Consider the following 15520-nt stretch of genomic DNA (forward strand, 5'->3'; position numbering starts at 1 on the left):
ACAGGCGATTAACAGACAATTTACTCATTGAGGAAAAAAAATGAGCGAACCGTTATCTTTACTTCTCGTGGAAGATGATATTTCTTTGAAAGAAGAACTGAGCATTTTTTTGTCAGATTTCTTTGATACGATAGATGCTTTTGGCTCTGCTGAAGAAGCGTATGAGCACTATTTAACTTCTATCTACGATCTGATTATAACCGACATTGAGCTTCCCAATCAAAATGGTCTTAGTTTAGTTGAAAAAATTAAGAAAAAAAATCCTTCGCAACTTGTGATCGTCATCTCAGCTTATAAAGAGGTGGATTATTTTCTTAAAAGTATTGATCTAGGTATTTTTTGTTTTTTAACAAAGCCTTTTGATTCTCAGCTTTTGATCAATACGATGATCAAGGTCACCAATCAACTGCACCGACAATACACAAAAAATGATGCTACTAGCGTTGTGATATTAGATAAAGATATTAGCTTTGATTTGAAAACAAAATGTTTACATGTAAAGGGCATTTTACAAGAACTTACGACTAAAGAGGAACTTTTACTCGCTCTTTTAGTCAAAAATGCCAATACATTTGTGCGCAATGAACAGCTTTGTCAAGAAATATGGCAAAGTGATGAGGTTAATAATTCGACACTACGCGCCCTTGTAAAACGTGTACGCGATAAATTAGGGTATGAAGCGTGTATTGTCAATCTTAAAAACAGAGGTTATAAACTTACTGCTCATGGTTTATAGGTAATTTTAGAGGAGCATTGAAAAAATAACCTTGAGAATATTCAACCCCTAAGTGTTTGACCATCTCAAATTCTTCTTTGGTGGATACAAATTCTGCAATGACAGGCATATTCAATTTTTTTGCCATGGTGCTAATAGATTCTACAATATCTTGATTTCGAGTGATCGTATCGATATTTTTAATAAACTGACCATCAATTTTTAAAAAATCCACACCTAATTTTTCCAAACGGTTAAAGTTTGAGCGATCACTTCCAAAATCATCCAGTGCCAAAAGGTAGCCCATACTTTTAAGTATATGTAAATTCTCTAAAGGGATATGGTTTGCATCACTGATAATAATGTCTTCTAAAATTTCAAATGTTACTAAAGATGGTTCTATATTGTAGTTTTTTTGTTTTGCCTGTAAAAAATCAATGAAGTTTGAATTGAGTAGGTCTTCATTGGTAATATTGAGTGAAAATGCCACGTTTTGTCCAGAGAACGTTTTGTAGGACTTGTTGATCATAAGGCGTGTAAGATTACTCATCAAGCCACTACGTCGTGCCGCTTCTAAAAAATGAGCAGGTGAGATAATCTCACCATCATCTTCAATACGTGCTAAACACTCATATTTGACGATTTCACCGGTTGCATTATCAATAATAGGCTGAAAATAAGGAATAATACGATCTTCTTCCATCGCAATACGAAATTTTTGAATCCATTCCGTTTCTATTTTGGTTTGTTTTAAAAAAGCATCATGCGTATTGTAAATGTTATATTGGTTTGGAATACCACGCATTCTCGCTTCGCGAAGTGCTATACGTGCATTAGGAAGTAGCGATGCAGGGTTCGTTGTCGTAGCAATGCCGCATGAGAGTGTAATGTACACAGGCTGCTCTTCATATTCACCAATAGGGGTTTCTCTGAAAAAGGCTTGGATTTGAATGGCAACAAATTCGGGGTTGATGATTTGTGGATCAAAAATAATGACAAATTCATCCGAGTTGTAACGGTAGAGATGTACTTCTTTAGAGAGATTGTATTGTAAATATTCGCCCACTTTAAAGAGTGCTTCATCGGCGAAGTCTGTACTATAAGTTTGATTGATAAAGCTAAAATTGTCAATGTTATAGAGCATAATAGTTAAGGCATGGTCTTGTACAAAAGTATCTAAAAAGTTGTAAAGTACCGTGGCATTTTGAAGTTTGGTGATTTTGTCAATCGTTAAAAATTCATGAACGGTTTGAGAATTTTCTGCCAGCAGTAAGGATTGCTCTTCGAGTTTTTCTTGTAATTTAGTCTGGTTTTTAGCTTTTTCTTGACGCTCTTTAACCAATGAAGCAACTTTGTAAATGGTTTCCACAAGTTGATTGAAGTCGATTGGTTTTAAAATATAGCCATTCACATTGTTGCGAATACTCTCTAAAAAATATTCGGTTTCATTGTGTGCTGAAACAACAATAATAGGTTGTTTGGGGTTGATAAGTTGAATATTTTTAATCAGGTCCATTCCGTTCATTTGAGGCATATTGAGATCAGTGATGACGATGTCATAGAAGTTTTCAGATTTTTTGTAGAGTAATAAGGCTTCATTTCCATCACTTGCCTCGTGGATTTCTCCAAAAAGATCATGTAAAAGGGCAATAGTGTTTTCTCGCAATACAACATCGTCTTCCACATATAAAATGCGTAAAGATGAGGTCAAGGTCAAAAGATCTTTAAGGCTAATTGTCACTGTATTCTCCAGATATTTTAATGATAAATTTTGCACCTTTCAACGTATTTGTGACTTGTAAAGAGCCATGACAATGCTCTTCAATAATTGCTTTTGACATATAAAGTCCTAATCCTGTACCATTTTTTTGAGCTTTAGTTGAAAAATAAGGATCAAATATTTTACGGATATTTTCATCCGGAATTCCCCCAGCGTTATCTTCAATTTCAATGATAAAAAATGAATTTTCCTCATAAGTATTAATCCATATCGTACCATCTTTTAACTTCTTTTCAAAAATGGCATCTTGTGCATTTTGGATAATATTGATCAAAACTTGCATAATTTGTGTCTCATAAGTGATGATTTCACGAGTTGAACTATTCTTTACATGTAATGCTATCTGGTGTACTTCCAGGCTTTTGCCAATAATTTTAATTGCTTTCTCAATAATAATGGGAAGAGAGCTTTTCTCACAATGTTGATTCGGTTTAAAAAAGTTTCTAAAATCATCGACAGTATTGGTTAAGAATTGGACATAACTTTCGATTTTACCAATGGCTGTATTTAAAAATACATCTTGCTCTTCTCGTCCTTCTTCTGTTGTTAAATCAAATTTATTAAGGCTTTGTTTGAGTCTAATGCTGGCAGTGACAGTGGAAATAGCACCTAAAGGTTGACGCCATTGATGGGCTATCATACTGATCATTTCACCCATTTGTGCTAAGCGTGATTGATAAATGAGCATTTTTTGTGTCTCCATATTTTCGATGACACCTTCTTTGATCTTGCGTTCCATTGAATTATATAACCCTTGCAATTCTTGACTCATTGCCATAAAATTTTCCAACAGAATATTGATTTCCACAATATTGGAGTATTCTATCTGAGTTGTGACAAGTTTATCTTTAAATTGTTTTGTTGCTTCAATGAGATCGTGCAATGGTGCTAGAATTTGGTGTGAAAATTTATCGGCGCGTGCTAGAAATATGTAAAGAAAAATGAGATAAAACAGCGCCATTAAACCTAGTGCGATATATCCGATAAAATTGGTTTTTGCTTTAAGTCTTGTGGTCGTTGCAAGCAATGAATCTTGGTCAAGTAAGAGGACCACTTTCCAATGTGTTTCGGGGATGGCATTTTGTGTGATGAGAAAATCAGCATGATGATCATGAAATTCTATCATAGGACTGTTCTCTTGTAAAATGCGGCCAAGCGACATGGCCAAAAGGTTGGTCTTATTGGTAAAAAGGTTTAAATTATCAGCTTTATGCTCTGTTGGTATTGGTGTTGACGATTGCATGCCAAGATACGGTTTTAAAGCCTCATTCATCCCTAAAATATTACCATTTTCATCAACTAGCATTGTCATAGAAGTATAGGGGAGTTTGAGAGAGAGAATATTGCTGATAAGTTGGTCAATCGTCACATCAATACCGACAACACCTTCAAGAAAGTCTTCTTTATATACAGGCGCAATGGCACTGATCATCCATCCCTTTCCTGCGGGATCCAAGTAAGTGTTTGTCCAGACTACTTTTTTTTGCGGGTTATGTTTTTCGTCGGCAAGGTAGTAAAAATTATAGGTAGGAATATCTATATCATGTGCATATTGTCCTAGTGCATCAGGCATAAAAGGACAAAGCCTGTTCATGGAGTCATAACTGTTAAAATAGACTTGGGCGATGTTGGTATTTGTTTGCAAGACGGCATTGTAAAAAACATCAAGTTTTTCAGTTGCAATGGCCTTTTCTAAACGGTTAGGAGTCTCTTTTTGTATGTTGGAATAAAAGAGAGTACAAGAATCTTCATGTTTTTTGGTATTGGTAATAACTCCAGTTTTGGTAAGGCTGTATGTATGGTCTTGAGTGTTTACATGTAAAGGTTCATAGGAAGCAAAAAAGTTTTCGTGCTCTTTTTGAAAGAGAAGTGTAATATTTGAAATCATTTTAAATTCATTATTGATAATGGTCGCTGAGCGTTTACTGATCTCTTTAATCTGTATTTTTGTCTCTTCAATCAGTGCATTTTTATTTGTTTCATTAACGTAAGCATTGCTCCAAAAATAAGCCAAAAGGAGCATCATTTCAATAAGGAGTAAAGGGAAAATAATTGATTTAAGATATTCTTTTTTGATAAGTTTGGAAAGAGTATTTTGCATTATAGAATTAACCTTCTTTGAGCTTAATGGTAAATTGGGCACCTGTTGGCGTATTGGTTGCTAGTATTTGACCTCCACAATGCTCTTCGATGATCGTTTTTGACATATAGAGTCCCAACCCTGTTCCATTTTTTTCTTGTTTCGTAGAAAAATAGGGCTCAAAAATATGAGGTAGAACCGTTGCCGGTATGCCTCCTGCATTATCGGTAATAGAGATGGTTTGCCATGCGTCTTCCGTACCAATGGTAATCTGTATATTTGGGTTTATGATCTCTCTTTCTTTGATAACATCTTCCGCATTTTTGAGAATGTTGAGTATTACTTGGGTGACTTCATTGGCATAGGTAAAAATTTCAGTGGTAGCATGTGTTTGAATATTGATCGTAATGCCATTAATTTCAAGCGCTTTTCCGATGATTTCCAGTGTTCGGTTGATAAGCTGAGAGAGCGTAATGCTCTCTTTTTGTTTATTGGGTTTGAAAAAGTTACGAAAATCATCAATGGTTCGTGTGAGAAATTGCACATAAGATTCGATTTTACTCATCGCTTCTTCTAAAAAAGCTTTGCTAGCTTCTTGCCCTTCAATCGTTGAATAGTCAAAACGATTCAGCATGATTTTCAGTTTAATAGACGCTGCAACTGTTGAAATAGAACCCAGTGGTTGCCTCCATTGGTGGGCAATCATACTGATCATCTCTCCCATTTGTGCTAAACGAGACTGTTGCAAGATATGTTTGTCTTTTTCTCTGTTTTTAGCAACTTCTTCTTCAACGCGTCGTTCAAGCGTTTGATTGATTTCAATGAGTTCCAAGTGATTTTTACAGGCGCAAACAGCGTTTTCAAGTTTTGCTTGAAATAAGGAGATAATCTCTTGAATCAGATCCATTTCAGCTTTGGTTGCATCAAAAATAAAGACAATCCAATCGTCCATAATCTTTACATGTAAAAGGTATTTGCCATTGGTTTCATTAAAAGTAATGGTGTCATACTGAGTAAGCGATGAAGGTAGCACTAAAAGGTCTTGAAACGCTTTTTTACCATAGAAACAGATTTGCTTGTGTTTTTGTGTATGTTTGTCATATTCCCAGTAAATTGAAGCCAATGCTCCAGTCTTGCGTGAAAATACTTTTAAAAAATGCTCCATCATCTCTGTGAGTTGAAGCGAAGTACCGATGGCGCTGACACATTCAAAGGTAATTAAAAGTTGTTCATTAAGCTGTTGCATAAAATACTCCTAAGAGACAAGGTATTCATAAATGTGAGAGGCAAGAATAAAATACCATAAAGATCCTAATACACACAATGTATGACAGTATTTAAAGTGTACCCACGACACAGGTATTATTGTAAAATTCGATGCACTCTTGATCGGCATTGGCAATTTCACCAAGACTGAGGATGCCCCAAATCATTGTTTTAGATGGATAGGCATTGGCAATGGCTTTGATCTCTTTTGAGAAATCTTTATCTAAAAATAAAAAACGAGAAATACAATCAACGAGTAATACGGATTGAATCGACTCATCAGGGATCTCACAACGTGAAAGTAAAGCGGCATCGTGTGCGGCGCTGATAATCTCCCCTTTTTCTCCTTTAAGAATAGACAAAACAGAATTTGAGTCAAGCTTCCCCACTAAAACAATATTTTTTCCATTGGTTGTGACAGGTTCTCTGACAATAAAATCTTTCTTATACCGCACAATTCCCAGTGGGTATCGTTGTGAAATTTGAAAAAAAGGAGTCGTAGCAAAATCTAAGCCCCCGTCTTTTTCTATGGCTTCTTTATAGACATCAAAGGCATCTTTAAAGTTGATTTTTTCTAGGATATTGTCATGGCTATTAGTTGCGATGAACGGTCCAACGAGAGGTTTCCACCCATGTTTGACACCCAATCCAATGGTACTGACAGATGAAAGGATGATGGCATTATTGAGGTAATAGCGTTGCATGTCAAAGATAACGGGTTCTTGTATCAGGTTTGATTTTCCTGCGCCGCCACCAATTAATTTTGTATTTTTGGGAATAAGCGAGTAAAACTCTTCCAAAAACTCATCTATTCGTGCTGAAAATCCATCAAGAATCGCAAAAATAGAGCAGATATTTTGAGGAGGATCGAATCTCGAAAGATCACTAATATCAATGATTTGCATGGTTGTCGTAGGGAGGAGCTTTGCTACAATAATGCCTTCAGCAAAACTTTTTCCATTAAAAATAACTCTTGGGAAAATAGCACCACATACCTCGACATCTGCCATTTTTTGGATTTCCAAAAAGGGTGTTTCTTCTGCTATCAGTAAAAGATAAGAGCCTTTTTTAAGCACCCTTGGCAAATCTTCAACTCGCTTAATAAAGGAGATACTTTCAAACATTCTTTTCTCCCAATGTTTTGTTGAAAGCATTGTATATGACAAGTGTGATAAATGCGTTGCAAAATCTTTACATGTAAAAAATTTACAGCTTTATTACAGGCTCACAGATGGCTTTAGATGCTTGTATAAGAACAGTCGGCGCTAGGTAAAGTTGCACACCTCGAAGCCCTGCGCTGACATAAACTTTCTCGTGCGTGGTGATCGATGTGTCGATAAACGTTGGATAGGCTTTTTTCATCGCAAGGGGCGAACAGCCGCCACGAATGTATCCTGTAAGTCCTAATAGCTCTTTAACCGCAACGAGTTCACAGCGTTTTACCCCTGCCACTTTGGCTAAGGCTTTGAGGTCAATCTCCTCAGCGGCAGGAATACATGCTACAATAATATGTTTTGCGTCATCTCTCGCAACCAGTGTTTTAAACACACACGCCGCATCTACCCCAAGTGCATGTGCTGCATGTGTCGCACTCAAATCTTCTTCATCCACGTCATACGAAGTCATCTCATACGGCAGTTTGAGCGTATCCAAAAAACGCGCCGCATTGGTCTTTTTTAGGCTCATTTTTCAACTTTTCTATAATTTGTTTTGACACCGAAAAGATCGGACTCAATATTTTTATCATCTTTGAGTACAAAGGTAATGCTTGTGTTGATAAGTGGGTTTATAATACGAATGTTAGAATGATCAATCTTGTAATGTACGATGGTAGTTGCACCCATCATTTGGACTTTGTCCTTAAAAAATTCTATATCGCCTGTGGGAGGAAAAACATTTTTGCCTTGTGGTTTCCATTTCCCAATGAGAGGATTAGGTGCTTCATACAGTATCATTGCTACAACGACAGAGCCAAGAAGCACACAGGCTACAGTGATGACAATTTTAGGGTGATGTTTGGGATTCCAGTCTCGCTCTTTCATACATTGGCTCATTTTTTTCAAAACCGATTCGCGTGAGATATTTTGTTTAGGGGCCGAACGAGGTTCTTTATAGGTATTTTGACGCTCAGATGTGTTCTCTTCCTCTTCTAATTGACGAAAAAATTCATCTTCTTCCTCTTGATTTAAAGGGTCTTTTAAAACACGTTTTTTCTTTTTAAGCAGTTTATCGGGATCCATATAATCAAGTGTCTCGTCCTCTTTAACTTCAAAAAATTTCATAAATTTAGAAAACATTATGTACCTTATGTGTTAGTCTTTTTGATTAAAAATTATAGCACTAGAACCTTTTAAGGACGATGAGAGAGCTAAAAAAGCTTACATGTAAAATAAAATAAGACCATTTTTAACATGCTATAATGATGAGAGTCTAATCAATAATAAGGTGTTGAATGTTTGATGATAAGAAAATCCAAAAAAAAGATAAATCGAGACAATCACAATCTTTAAAACCAAAAACATTGCGTAGGACAAGGGTATCAAGACCTCGTAAACGCACTCCTCAAAAGCAGGTTCTCAAAAGTAATTCCTTCGTGTTTAAACTTTTTCTAGGGAGCATTATGGCTGTTGTAATGATACTGGCTCTTAAATATATTATCGAGCCACTTATCAGTCCAAACCCGTTGCTTGGAAAATGGAGAACACAGACAGTTTTAGGCATTATGGAAATTGAGTTTGATCGAAAGAGTATGTCCTCTTTTGGTACAAAAAATCCTGTAAGTTATGATGTTGAAGAGAACAAAGTCATTGTATTTGACGACACGATTAAAGTAGGAAATGCTTATAAAATTATTGATCAGAATACGATTTCTACCGAAGCTGGCGGTTATAAAACAGTGTACAAAAGGGTGAAGTAATTTTTTTTATAGCCTTCTTGTTCTTATCCAAAGCGATCAATGTGTCAGTGGCTCAAACCTTAATAAAACAAGCGTGTTAAAGAGGTCGTATCACAACGTTAAAGGGCATGTTGTTATGTTTTTGGCTTGATGCTCCATGTATTGTAAAGCTATTTTGCATCTCATCAAACTTATATTCTTGATAACGCTGTGAAAATCCTGTATGGTACTGGTGAGAATCTAGCTCTCCTATAGTAATAGTATCCACAAATTCTGGATTATTCATATAAAACGTCACTGTTGCAATCATGGATTCTACAAGGTCATGATTGATATAATAATTTACAGAAAACTTCTCTTTTCCCACGCCGGAATCATAAGCTATTTCGTTTTTATCTAAAAATGCTTTCATCATTGCAGTTGCTTCATCGCCCATTCAATCCCTCTGATCATTCAAATTTATACAATTTTATACTGTCTAATTCGTATTCTATCTTAAAGATTATGGTTAAGGCAATAGGTATATATTCACTTGTAAAACAGGTGAATATATAGCCTAAAATAGGTCAATGCGTCATGATCTTACGGTTTACTATTATCGGCACAATTTATTCATAACATCATAATTAATTGTCCAAAGACCTTTTTTCTCTTCCTTCGCATTTTTCAAAGCTTTTTCAAGCTCACCAGGATAGGCAGCTTTTTTATTAATACAGGCAAAACCATCTTCAATCATTTGTAATGAGTAATCAACACTATTTTTATTTACGGTTGCGAGTATTCGTCCCGCTTGATCTTTTTTGTCTGACTCAACAATAACCTTGTCGCCTTTTTTAAAAAACTTAGAAGCATAGTCGCTTGCCAACTTTCCTAATTCTTGGATATCTTTTGCAGGAACACCTAGTTTTTTAGCATCTCTATTTAGCTTTGCATTACTAAATTTTTCCGGTACATCGATGTAGAGGATTCTAACGGTTTCCTCAGATTGCCCTAACACCATATGTAGTGTAGAACCATCAGAAATTTTAGTAACAACGCCGGCACTCTCTATGGCAAGAAGCGGAAATGTTGCGAGTAGAGATACTATGATGAGTTTTTTATACATATTCATACCTTTATTTTTGTTCTTTGTGTGTATTGGCATTTTCGATAGCTTTTTGTGTCTCTTGTTGCATTTCTAATAATTCACTACTGACGGTTTTTTGAATCGTTGAGAGTGCATCAGATACATTGTTTATTTGGCTGAAATCCATTCCTCTCAGTATGTAAACAAGCATACCAATCATAGCTAAATACCATAGAAAATTAGGGATACCAAAGGTGTGATTTTTCTCTTTTTTATCCGTTTTGCTTATAAATTGTCCTAATTCTCTATAGATGTTATTTTGGGGTTCTTCTTCACTGTTTTGAGACTGAGCATTTTTTTGTGAGTATTGACCTAGCAGATCAAGGGTATTGTTCTCTTTATGAAACATCGGAAACGCTTTTTTTCTTTAGTTCTAGACATTGACTCAATAAACGATCATTCATATTTCTGATTTCGTAGTAGATTTGGTTTCATTCTAAAACCATTGGTGAATTATAGCACTTTGGTATCAATCTTTTAATTTACTATTTAAATAGATAGATATAATACATTATAACAATGTGGTGAAAATTGAGGAATAGGTAACATTAAACCCAAAAGAGTTTGTAGAGAAGATTTTATGAATATTGAAAGTGTTTGTGAAGTTTGATTTTAGAAAGAACGGTGGATGGGGATACAGGATTCGAACCTGTGAATGTCACGACCAAAACGTGATGCCTTACCGCTTGGCGAATCCCCAAGAAGATTTAGAAATAACTGGTTGCGGGAGCCGGACTTGAACCAGCGACCTTCGGGTTATGAGCCCGACGAGCTACCAACTGCTCTATCCCGCGATATTTTCTCTAAAGGGAATCGAACCCTGATAACTGGATGAAACCAGCTTCTCTTAGCGCTTGGCGATATTCAACCAAGTCGTTAATTGAGGTGAAATTATAGTCATTTTTAATTTGTTTGTCAAGGGTAATTTACTATAATCATTTAAAATCAATTTTGGAGCGAAAATGCCGATACAAAGAGTCAAACAAGCGATAGAAGATATCAAGCATGGCAAGATGGTAATGATGGTGGATGATGAAGATAGGGAAAACGAGGGCGACCTTGTTTTTGCAGCAACATTTTCGACTCCTGATAAAGTCAACTTTATGGCTTCAGAAGCCAAAGGTTTGATCTGTGCACCTGTTACAGAAGAGATCGCTAATCGTTTGAATCTTAATCCAATGGTGAAGAACAATGACTCTCAGCACGAAACTGCCTTTACGGTTTCCGTGGATGCTCGTGTGTGTACGACGGGAATTTCTGCGTATGAGCGCGATATTACGATCAAAATTCTTGCAGATGCGCTCAGCCAACCTTCCGAGCTTGTCAAACCAGGCCATATCTTTCCACTCATAGCGCGTAAAGGTGGAACACTGGTTCGTACGGGGCATACAGAGGGTTCGGTTGATCTGTGCCGTTTAGCAGGTCTTTATGAAGTTGCTGTTATTTGTGAAGTGATGAAAGAAGATGGTCACATGGCACGCCGTGATGATCTAGACATTTTTTGTAAAAAACATGATATGAATATTGTTTACATTTCAGATATTGTGGCGTATCGTATGCAATCAGAGTCATTGGTACGAGAAGTATTTTCGTCCAATGCTCAGTTCTTTGGGGCACAAACTCGTAAAATTGATATGGTTGATCATGAAGGAAACCATCATATCGTTTATGCTTTTGGTGAAATTGGAAAGACGAGTGCAGTGAAGTTTCACCATATTTTGCCAGACAATGAGCTTTTTGCCAATGAAAAAAAATACCAAGGTATTTTAAAAGCGATTGAGTATCTTAAAAAGAACAATGGTGTTTTCATTTTTGTCGATAGCGAATACACCACCAACCCAGAACTTCGAGAGTTTGGTATTGGAGCGCAAATTCTTAAAAAATTGGGCATTGAAAATATTGATCTTATTTCGATTACGTCACGTAAAGATTATGTTGGCTTGTCAGGTTTTGGGCTCAATATCAATCAAGAGATCGTTCTTTAATCTTTACATGTAAAGGGGTTCCATGGATTTTTTTCTTCTTTCAGCACTAGTACTTTTAGCGGTAACGGCTATTATGGTGACCATCTCCAAACATATGGGGCTTGGTTCTATCTTAGGCTTGCTGATTGCGGGAATTATCGTGGGGCCTCATACCCCTGGACCTATTGTTACCAGTGAAGTCGAAAATTTACGCCATTTTACGGAATTTGGTGTGGTGATGTTGCTTTTTATCATTGGTCTTGAAATGCAACCTGCCAAATTATGGTCTATGCGCAAAGAGGTCTTTGGTTTAGGTTCGCTTCAAGTCATCGTTTCAGGTGTGATTCTTGGGTTTTACATGAGCTTTTTTGTCGATCGTTTGAGTGTAGCAATGCTTTTAGGCTTTACCTTGGCACTATCTTCGACAGCATTTGTCATGCAGATTTTGCAAGAAAAAGGTAAAGTTAATACAGAGCATGGCAAAAACGCTTTTGCAATTCTGCTCCTTCAAGACTTAGCGGTCGTTCCTCTTTTAGCAGCGCTTCCTTTACTCTCAACCCAAGAATCAACCCATAATATTTCATGGTTCGAATCGTTAGCTACCGTTGTCGCTATGTTTGGACTTTTAATTGTTTTTGGGCGTTACATTATTCCAAAAGCATTGGATAAAGTGGCTAAACAGCGTAACAAAGATGCTTTTTTACTGCTGACACTGCTGAGTGTTGTTCTCTCCGCCTACTTGATGGACCATGCGGGGCTTTCGATGGCACTGGGTGCTTTTTTAATGGGTATGTTTCTCTCCACATCACGTTATAGTTTTCAAATCGAATCGAGCCTTGAGCCTTTTAAAGGTATTTTGATGAGCCTTTTCTTTATTGCGGTGGGTATGTCAATCGATTTTAAAGCTATTATGAGTGCCCCTTGGGTTTTTAGCGAACATATTGTGGTTATTTTAGTGCTTAAAGCGTTGATTATCTTTGTGTTGATGCTTGCTTTTGGAGCAACGAAAAGTGGTGCGATTAAACTAGCTTTTTTACTCAATCAAAGCGGTGAGTTTGGCTTTGTTCTCTTTGGTGCGGCAAAGGCATTGGGGATTATTGACGACCAGCTTTTTGTTGTCGGCATTGGTGTCATTTCAATTAGTATGCTTTTTACTCCAGTCCTGTATAGCTTTGGGTGTTCGCTGGCCAACAAGATGGCGAAGGTTTCTCAGTTTTCATACTTTGAAAATGCGAGTATGGAGCAAAAAGTAGTGGTTGCGGGTTATGGAAGCACGGGCAAAGTGATTGCCAAGATGCTTAAAAGTAGTGGCATTCCGTTTATGGTGTTTGATATCAATGCCAACGAAGTAGCGCTTGGTCGTAAAGAAGGGTTACCGGTCTTTTTTGGGGACATTACAGACTTAAAGCTGCTCAATACCATTAAGCTAGATCAAGCTTCAATGATCATTGTCTCGATTGATCATAGCCTTAATGCGATTAAAGTCGTTAAGCATATTAAAGATAACTATCCGCACATCAAGATTTTAGCACGAGCACTGGACATCAAAGCAATGGATAAGATGCTTTTTGCAGGAGCCAGTTGGGTGATAGCTGAAACGTTAGAAAGTAGCATTCGCACGGGCTCAGAAGCACTCAGTCAACTGGGTGTCCAACCAGATGAAATCACTACCTTGTTAGAGTCATTACGTAAAAATGAGTACGAACTTATCCGTGAGATTACCAAAGCATAAGTCACTTTACATGTAAAAGGAGAAGGAGAGAAAATGAGTCGTTTATCTATTGTTTTATCAACACTTATGAGTAGTATCATCATCCTTGGATGTACCCCATCGACACCCAATTCACCCTCAATCAGCGCCGAAACCAATCAAACAAAGAGTGCGGATAACGCTCCTGAAACAACGGCTGTACAAAGAGTACAAGAGGTGTATTGGAAGTTGATTGGTGTTGAGGGTAAAGCTGTCATGGAAGATCCTAATGGACGAGAGGCGTATATCATTTTGAAATTAGAAGACAATCGTCTGCAAGGTTTTGGCGGATGCAATATTTTGCTAGGAAGCTATGAGTTGAATGAAAGCGATCATACCGTACATTTTTTACGTGTTGCTTCAACCATGATGGCCTGTTCACGAATAGCGGATGAATCTGAATTTTTCAAAGCATTAGAGAAAGTCGATCATTATAAAATCGATGAAGGTGTCCTTCTTCTTCAAAAAGCGGATAAAACCGTCGCCACATTTGAAGCGTCTTATCAGCCTTGAGAAGCGTGTAAACAGGAGGCTCTTTGTAAATCTAAAAGGCTTTTTTCGTGCGATGGAAAGCTTTTTAAAACATGACTCGCTTTCATAAAATCATATTCTGCAAGAAACAGTAATGCTTCCATTTTCTTTTGTAGCGTTGTAATCTCTTCAAGTTGTGTGGACAAAATTGTTTGGTACTCATTGCATGTGCGCACTTTGCGCAATGCTATTTCAATTTCTCCTCGCATAATGGTTAAAGGCGTACGCAGTTCATGCGATGTTTGGGTATTGAACTCTTTGATGCTTATAAAGGAGTTTTCCAAGCGCTCTAGCATGGCATTAAAGGCAATGGCAAGCTGATTGATCTCATCATCACTACAGCGTGTTTTAATGCGTTTAGAGAGCTCTTTTGCGCTTATCATCTGGATGTTCTTCAGCATCTCTTTGAGCGGTTTAAAATACCTGCTCATTAAGAAATAGCCCCCAAAACTTGACAATATCACAATAAAGGGCGTCAATAACCACTGTGTTCTTAAAAAGTGTTCAATGGCTTCATGTATCTGAATAACACCCGAGTTATTTTCCCTAAGGTTGTGCTCAACATTGATAAAAAGCGCATAGTTAAAGCTGACCAAAACAACGGTTTGAATAAGAAGGTACCATAAAATCAATTTGAATTTAATGCTCAACATGTTCATCCTTGGTAAGCCGTATAATCACGATTTCACTAGGAGCGCGAAAGCGAAAGTTCAATCCCCAACTACCATACCCCGTTGTGACAAAAATCTGTGTTTTGCCATAACGATGTAAGCCTTGCAGGTAAGGCTGAAAAAGCCTAACAATATACCCAAAAGGATAAATCTGTCCACCGTGCGTATGACCACTCAGTTGTAAGTCAATAGAGGCATTTTGAGTCAAGCGAATATCTTTGGGTTGATGTGCCAATAAGATAGCAGGTACATCGGGATTGAGGTTTGTAAAAAGCTCTTTTTCATGGCGTTTGATGCCAAAGTAGTGACTAAAAGCATCGCTCAAACCTACAAATTGCAGGCGATCATCGCCTCTGCAAAAAGTGAGAACACGATTGTCTAAACGGGTAAAGCCCAGTGCTTCAATCTCTTTGGAGAGGACTTTACATGTAAAAAGAAGATCGTGATTGCCACTGACAAAATAGACAGGATGCTTGATCTTTTTTAAAATATCCAGATGTGCTCGTATCTTAGAAGGAAAAGTATCAAATAGATCGCCCGTGAGGGCGACCATTGTGACACTCAGTGCATTGATTTTTGCAACCAAGTTTTCAAGCGCATGAAGCGGTGTTTTAGCGTTTACATGTAAATCGCTCAGATGCACCATTGTAAAATTTTCAAAAGAAGGCGGCAGCTTTTCGATACCAATCGTCATACTTTTAAAATTCAGTTTTTCATACGCTTTTTCAAACATCATTGCAT

16 protein-coding genes and 2 tRNA genes are annotated in these 15520 nt (G+C 37.1%); 5 read left to right on the plus strand and 13 right to left on the minus strand.

Annotated elements, in window-relative coordinates; all coding sequences use genetic code 11:
- Positions 1-40: 40 nt before the first annotated feature.
- Entirely contained in the window at positions 41-736 is a 696-nt protein-coding gene (locus tag SJPD1_RS05875; RefSeq protein WP_096046389.1) for a response regulator transcription factor, read from the plus strand.
- Here the strand turns inward: SJPD1_RS05875 and SJPD1_RS05880 are convergent.
- The 6 genes from SJPD1_RS05880 to SJPD1_RS05905 all read right to left on the minus strand — a co-directional run bounded on the left by SJPD1_RS05880 (position 717) and on the right by SJPD1_RS05905 (position 8138).
- A complete protein-coding gene (locus SJPD1_RS05880) occupies positions 717-2456 on the minus strand; it encodes an EAL domain-containing response regulator (RefSeq protein WP_226372254.1) in 1740 nt (579 codons plus the stop codon). The two genes, SJPD1_RS05875 and SJPD1_RS05880, sit on opposite strands and share 20 nt — an antisense overlap.
- Entirely contained in the window at positions 2446-4596 is a 2151-nt protein-coding gene (locus SJPD1_RS05885) for an ATP-binding protein (protein WP_096046390.1), read from the minus strand. The genes SJPD1_RS05880 and SJPD1_RS05885 overlap by 11 nt, the downstream gene beginning before the upstream one ends.
- A gap of 7 nt (positions 4597-4603) precedes the next feature.
- Positions 4604-5821, minus strand: a complete 1218-nt coding sequence (locus tag SJPD1_RS05890) for a sensor histidine kinase (RefSeq protein WP_096046391.1) — start codon at positions 5819-5821, stop codon at positions 4604-4606.
- A 91-nt stretch (positions 5822-5912) separates the two neighbouring features.
- Complete coding sequence (locus tag SJPD1_RS05895) at positions 5913-6965, minus strand: FIST signal transduction protein (protein WP_168171329.1); 1053 nt, start codon at positions 6963-6965, stop codon at positions 5913-5915.
- An 82-nt stretch (positions 6966-7047) separates the two neighbouring features.
- The gene (gene ybaK / locus SJPD1_RS05900) at positions 7048-7527 is read right to left on the minus strand and encodes a Cys-tRNA(Pro) deacylase (RefSeq protein WP_096046393.1); all 480 of its coding nucleotides are present in this window, start codon (positions 7525-7527) and stop codon (positions 7048-7050) included.
- Positions 7524-8138, minus strand: coding sequence for a hypothetical protein (locus tag SJPD1_RS05905; protein ID WP_096046394.1), 615 nt, complete (start codon positions 8136-8138; stop codon positions 7524-7526). The genes ybaK and SJPD1_RS05905 overlap by 4 nt, the downstream gene beginning before the upstream one ends.
- 323 nt (positions 8139-8461) lie before the next feature.
- Here SJPD1_RS05905 and SJPD1_RS14695 point away from each other — a divergent pair, with 323 nt between their 5' ends.
- Entirely contained in the window at positions 8462-8758 is a 297-nt protein-coding gene (locus tag SJPD1_RS14695; RefSeq protein ID WP_226372255.1) for a hypothetical protein, read from the plus strand.
- Between the two features lie 76 nt (positions 8759-8834).
- On the opposite strand, the gene SJPD1_RS05915 is transcribed toward SJPD1_RS14695, so the two are convergent.
- From SJPD1_RS05915 to SJPD1_RS05935, 5 genes are all read right to left on the minus strand, one after another.
- The gene (locus SJPD1_RS05915) at positions 8835-9173 is read right to left on the minus strand and encodes a hypothetical protein (RefSeq protein ID WP_096046396.1); all 339 of its coding nucleotides are present in this window, start codon (positions 9171-9173) and stop codon (positions 8835-8837) included.
- A 159-nt stretch (positions 9174-9332) separates the two neighbouring features.
- On the minus strand, positions 9333-9842 hold the full coding sequence (locus tag SJPD1_RS05920; protein ID WP_168171330.1) for a thermonuclease family protein: 510 nt from the start codon (positions 9840-9842) through the stop codon (positions 9333-9335).
- Between the two features lie 10 nt (positions 9843-9852).
- On the minus strand, positions 9853-10212 hold the full coding sequence (locus SJPD1_RS05925) for a hypothetical protein (RefSeq protein ID WP_096046398.1): 360 nt from the start codon (positions 10210-10212) through the stop codon (positions 9853-9855).
- A gap of 276 nt (positions 10213-10488) precedes the next feature.
- Positions 10489-10563, minus strand: a tRNA-Gln gene (locus tag SJPD1_RS05930).
- 18 nt (positions 10564-10581) lie between these two features.
- Positions 10582-10657 (minus strand) — tRNA-Met (locus SJPD1_RS05935).
- Between the two features lie 168 nt (positions 10658-10825).
- On the opposite strand from SJPD1_RS05935, the gene SJPD1_RS05940 reads away from it, so the two are divergent.
- From SJPD1_RS05940 to SJPD1_RS05950, 3 genes are read left to right on the plus strand one after another with little or no spacing between them, the layout of a single operon-like run.
- Positions 10826-11848 (plus strand): bifunctional 3,4-dihydroxy-2-butanone 4-phosphate synthase/GTP cyclohydrolase II, encoded by a 1023-nt coding sequence (locus SJPD1_RS05940; RefSeq protein ID WP_096046399.1) that lies wholly within the window; start codon positions 10826-10828, stop codon positions 11846-11848.
- A gap of 22 nt (positions 11849-11870) precedes the next feature.
- Complete coding sequence (locus SJPD1_RS05945) at positions 11871-13559, plus strand: monovalent cation:proton antiporter-2 (CPA2) family protein (protein ID WP_096046400.1); 1689 nt, start codon at positions 11871-11873, stop codon at positions 13557-13559.
- 33 nt (positions 13560-13592) lie between these two features.
- Positions 13593-14090 carry an META domain-containing protein gene (locus SJPD1_RS05950; protein ID WP_096046401.1) on the plus strand — a complete coding sequence of 166 codons (498 nt, stop codon included), beginning with the start codon at positions 13593-13595 and terminating at the stop codon, positions 14088-14090.
- Here the strand turns inward: SJPD1_RS05950 and SJPD1_RS05955 are convergent.
- Together SJPD1_RS05955 and SJPD1_RS05960 are read right to left on the minus strand one after the other, a co-directional pair.
- Positions 14081-14761: a HAMP domain-containing protein gene (locus tag SJPD1_RS05955; protein WP_168171331.1), complete on the minus strand. Its 681-nt coding sequence runs from the start codon at positions 14759-14761 to the stop codon at positions 14081-14083. The two genes, SJPD1_RS05950 and SJPD1_RS05955, sit on opposite strands and share 10 nt — an antisense overlap.
- On the minus strand, positions 14748-15512 hold the full coding sequence (locus SJPD1_RS05960; protein ID WP_168171332.1) for a metallophosphoesterase: 765 nt from the start codon (positions 15510-15512) through the stop codon (positions 14748-14750). Before SJPD1_RS05960 ends, SJPD1_RS05955 begins: the two co-directional genes overlap by 14 nt.
- Positions 15513-15520: the final 8 nt, after the last annotated feature.

Source organism: Sulfurospirillum diekertiae (assembly GCF_002309535.1).
GTDB classification, from domain to species: domain Bacteria; phylum Campylobacterota; class Campylobacteria; order Campylobacterales; family Sulfurospirillaceae; genus Sulfurospirillum; species Sulfurospirillum diekertiae.

Bases quoted from the DNA above. Each gene is read 5' to 3' on its own strand.
- ybaK (WP_096046393.1), bottom strand. From the start codon at position 7,527: ATGAGCCTAAAAAAGACCAATGCGGCGCGTTTTTTGGATACGCTCAAA.
- SJPD1_RS05955 (WP_168171331.1), bottom strand. From the start codon at position 14,761: ATGTTGAGCATTAAATTCAAATTGATTTTATGGTACCTTCTTATTCAA.
- SJPD1_RS14695 (WP_226372255.1), top strand. From the start codon at position 8,462: ATGGCTGTTGTAATGATACTGGCTCTTAAATATATTATCGAGCCACTT.
- SJPD1_RS05885 (WP_096046390.1), bottom strand. From the start codon at position 4,596: ATGCAAAATACTCTTTCCAAACTTATCAAAAAAGAATATCTTAAATCA.
- SJPD1_RS05875 (WP_096046389.1), top strand. From the start codon at position 41: ATGAGCGAACCGTTATCTTTACTTCTCGTGGAAGATGATATTTCTTTG.
- SJPD1_RS05905 (WP_096046394.1), bottom strand. From the start codon at position 8,138: ATGTTTTCTAAATTTATGAAATTTTTTGAAGTTAAAGAGGACGAGACA.
- SJPD1_RS05940 (WP_096046399.1), top strand. From the start codon at position 10,826: ATGCCGATACAAAGAGTCAAACAAGCGATAGAAGATATCAAGCATGGC.
- SJPD1_RS05950 (WP_096046401.1), top strand. From the start codon at position 13,593: ATGAGTCGTTTATCTATTGTTTTATCAACACTTATGAGTAGTATCATC.
- SJPD1_RS05890 (WP_096046391.1), bottom strand. From the start codon at position 5,821: ATGCAACAGCTTAATGAACAACTTTTAATTACCTTTGAATGTGTCAGC.
- SJPD1_RS05915 (WP_096046396.1), bottom strand. From the start codon at position 9,173: ATGGGCGATGAAGCAACTGCAATGATGAAAGCATTTTTAGATAAAAAC.
- SJPD1_RS05920 (WP_168171330.1), bottom strand. From the start codon at position 9,842: ATGTATAAAAAACTCATCATAGTATCTCTACTCGCAACATTTCCGCTT.
- SJPD1_RS05925 (WP_096046398.1), bottom strand. From the start codon at position 10,212: ATGTTTCATAAAGAGAACAATACCCTTGATCTGCTAGGTCAATACTCA.
- SJPD1_RS05960 (WP_168171332.1), bottom strand. From the start codon at position 15,512: ATGTTTGAAAAAGCGTATGAAAAACTGAATTTTAAAAGTATGACGATT.
- SJPD1_RS05895 (WP_168171329.1), bottom strand. From the start codon at position 6,965: ATGTTTGAAAGTATCTCCTTTATTAAGCGAGTTGAAGATTTGCCAAGG.
- SJPD1_RS05945 (WP_096046400.1), top strand. From the start codon at position 11,871: ATGGATTTTTTTCTTCTTTCAGCACTAGTACTTTTAGCGGTAACGGCT.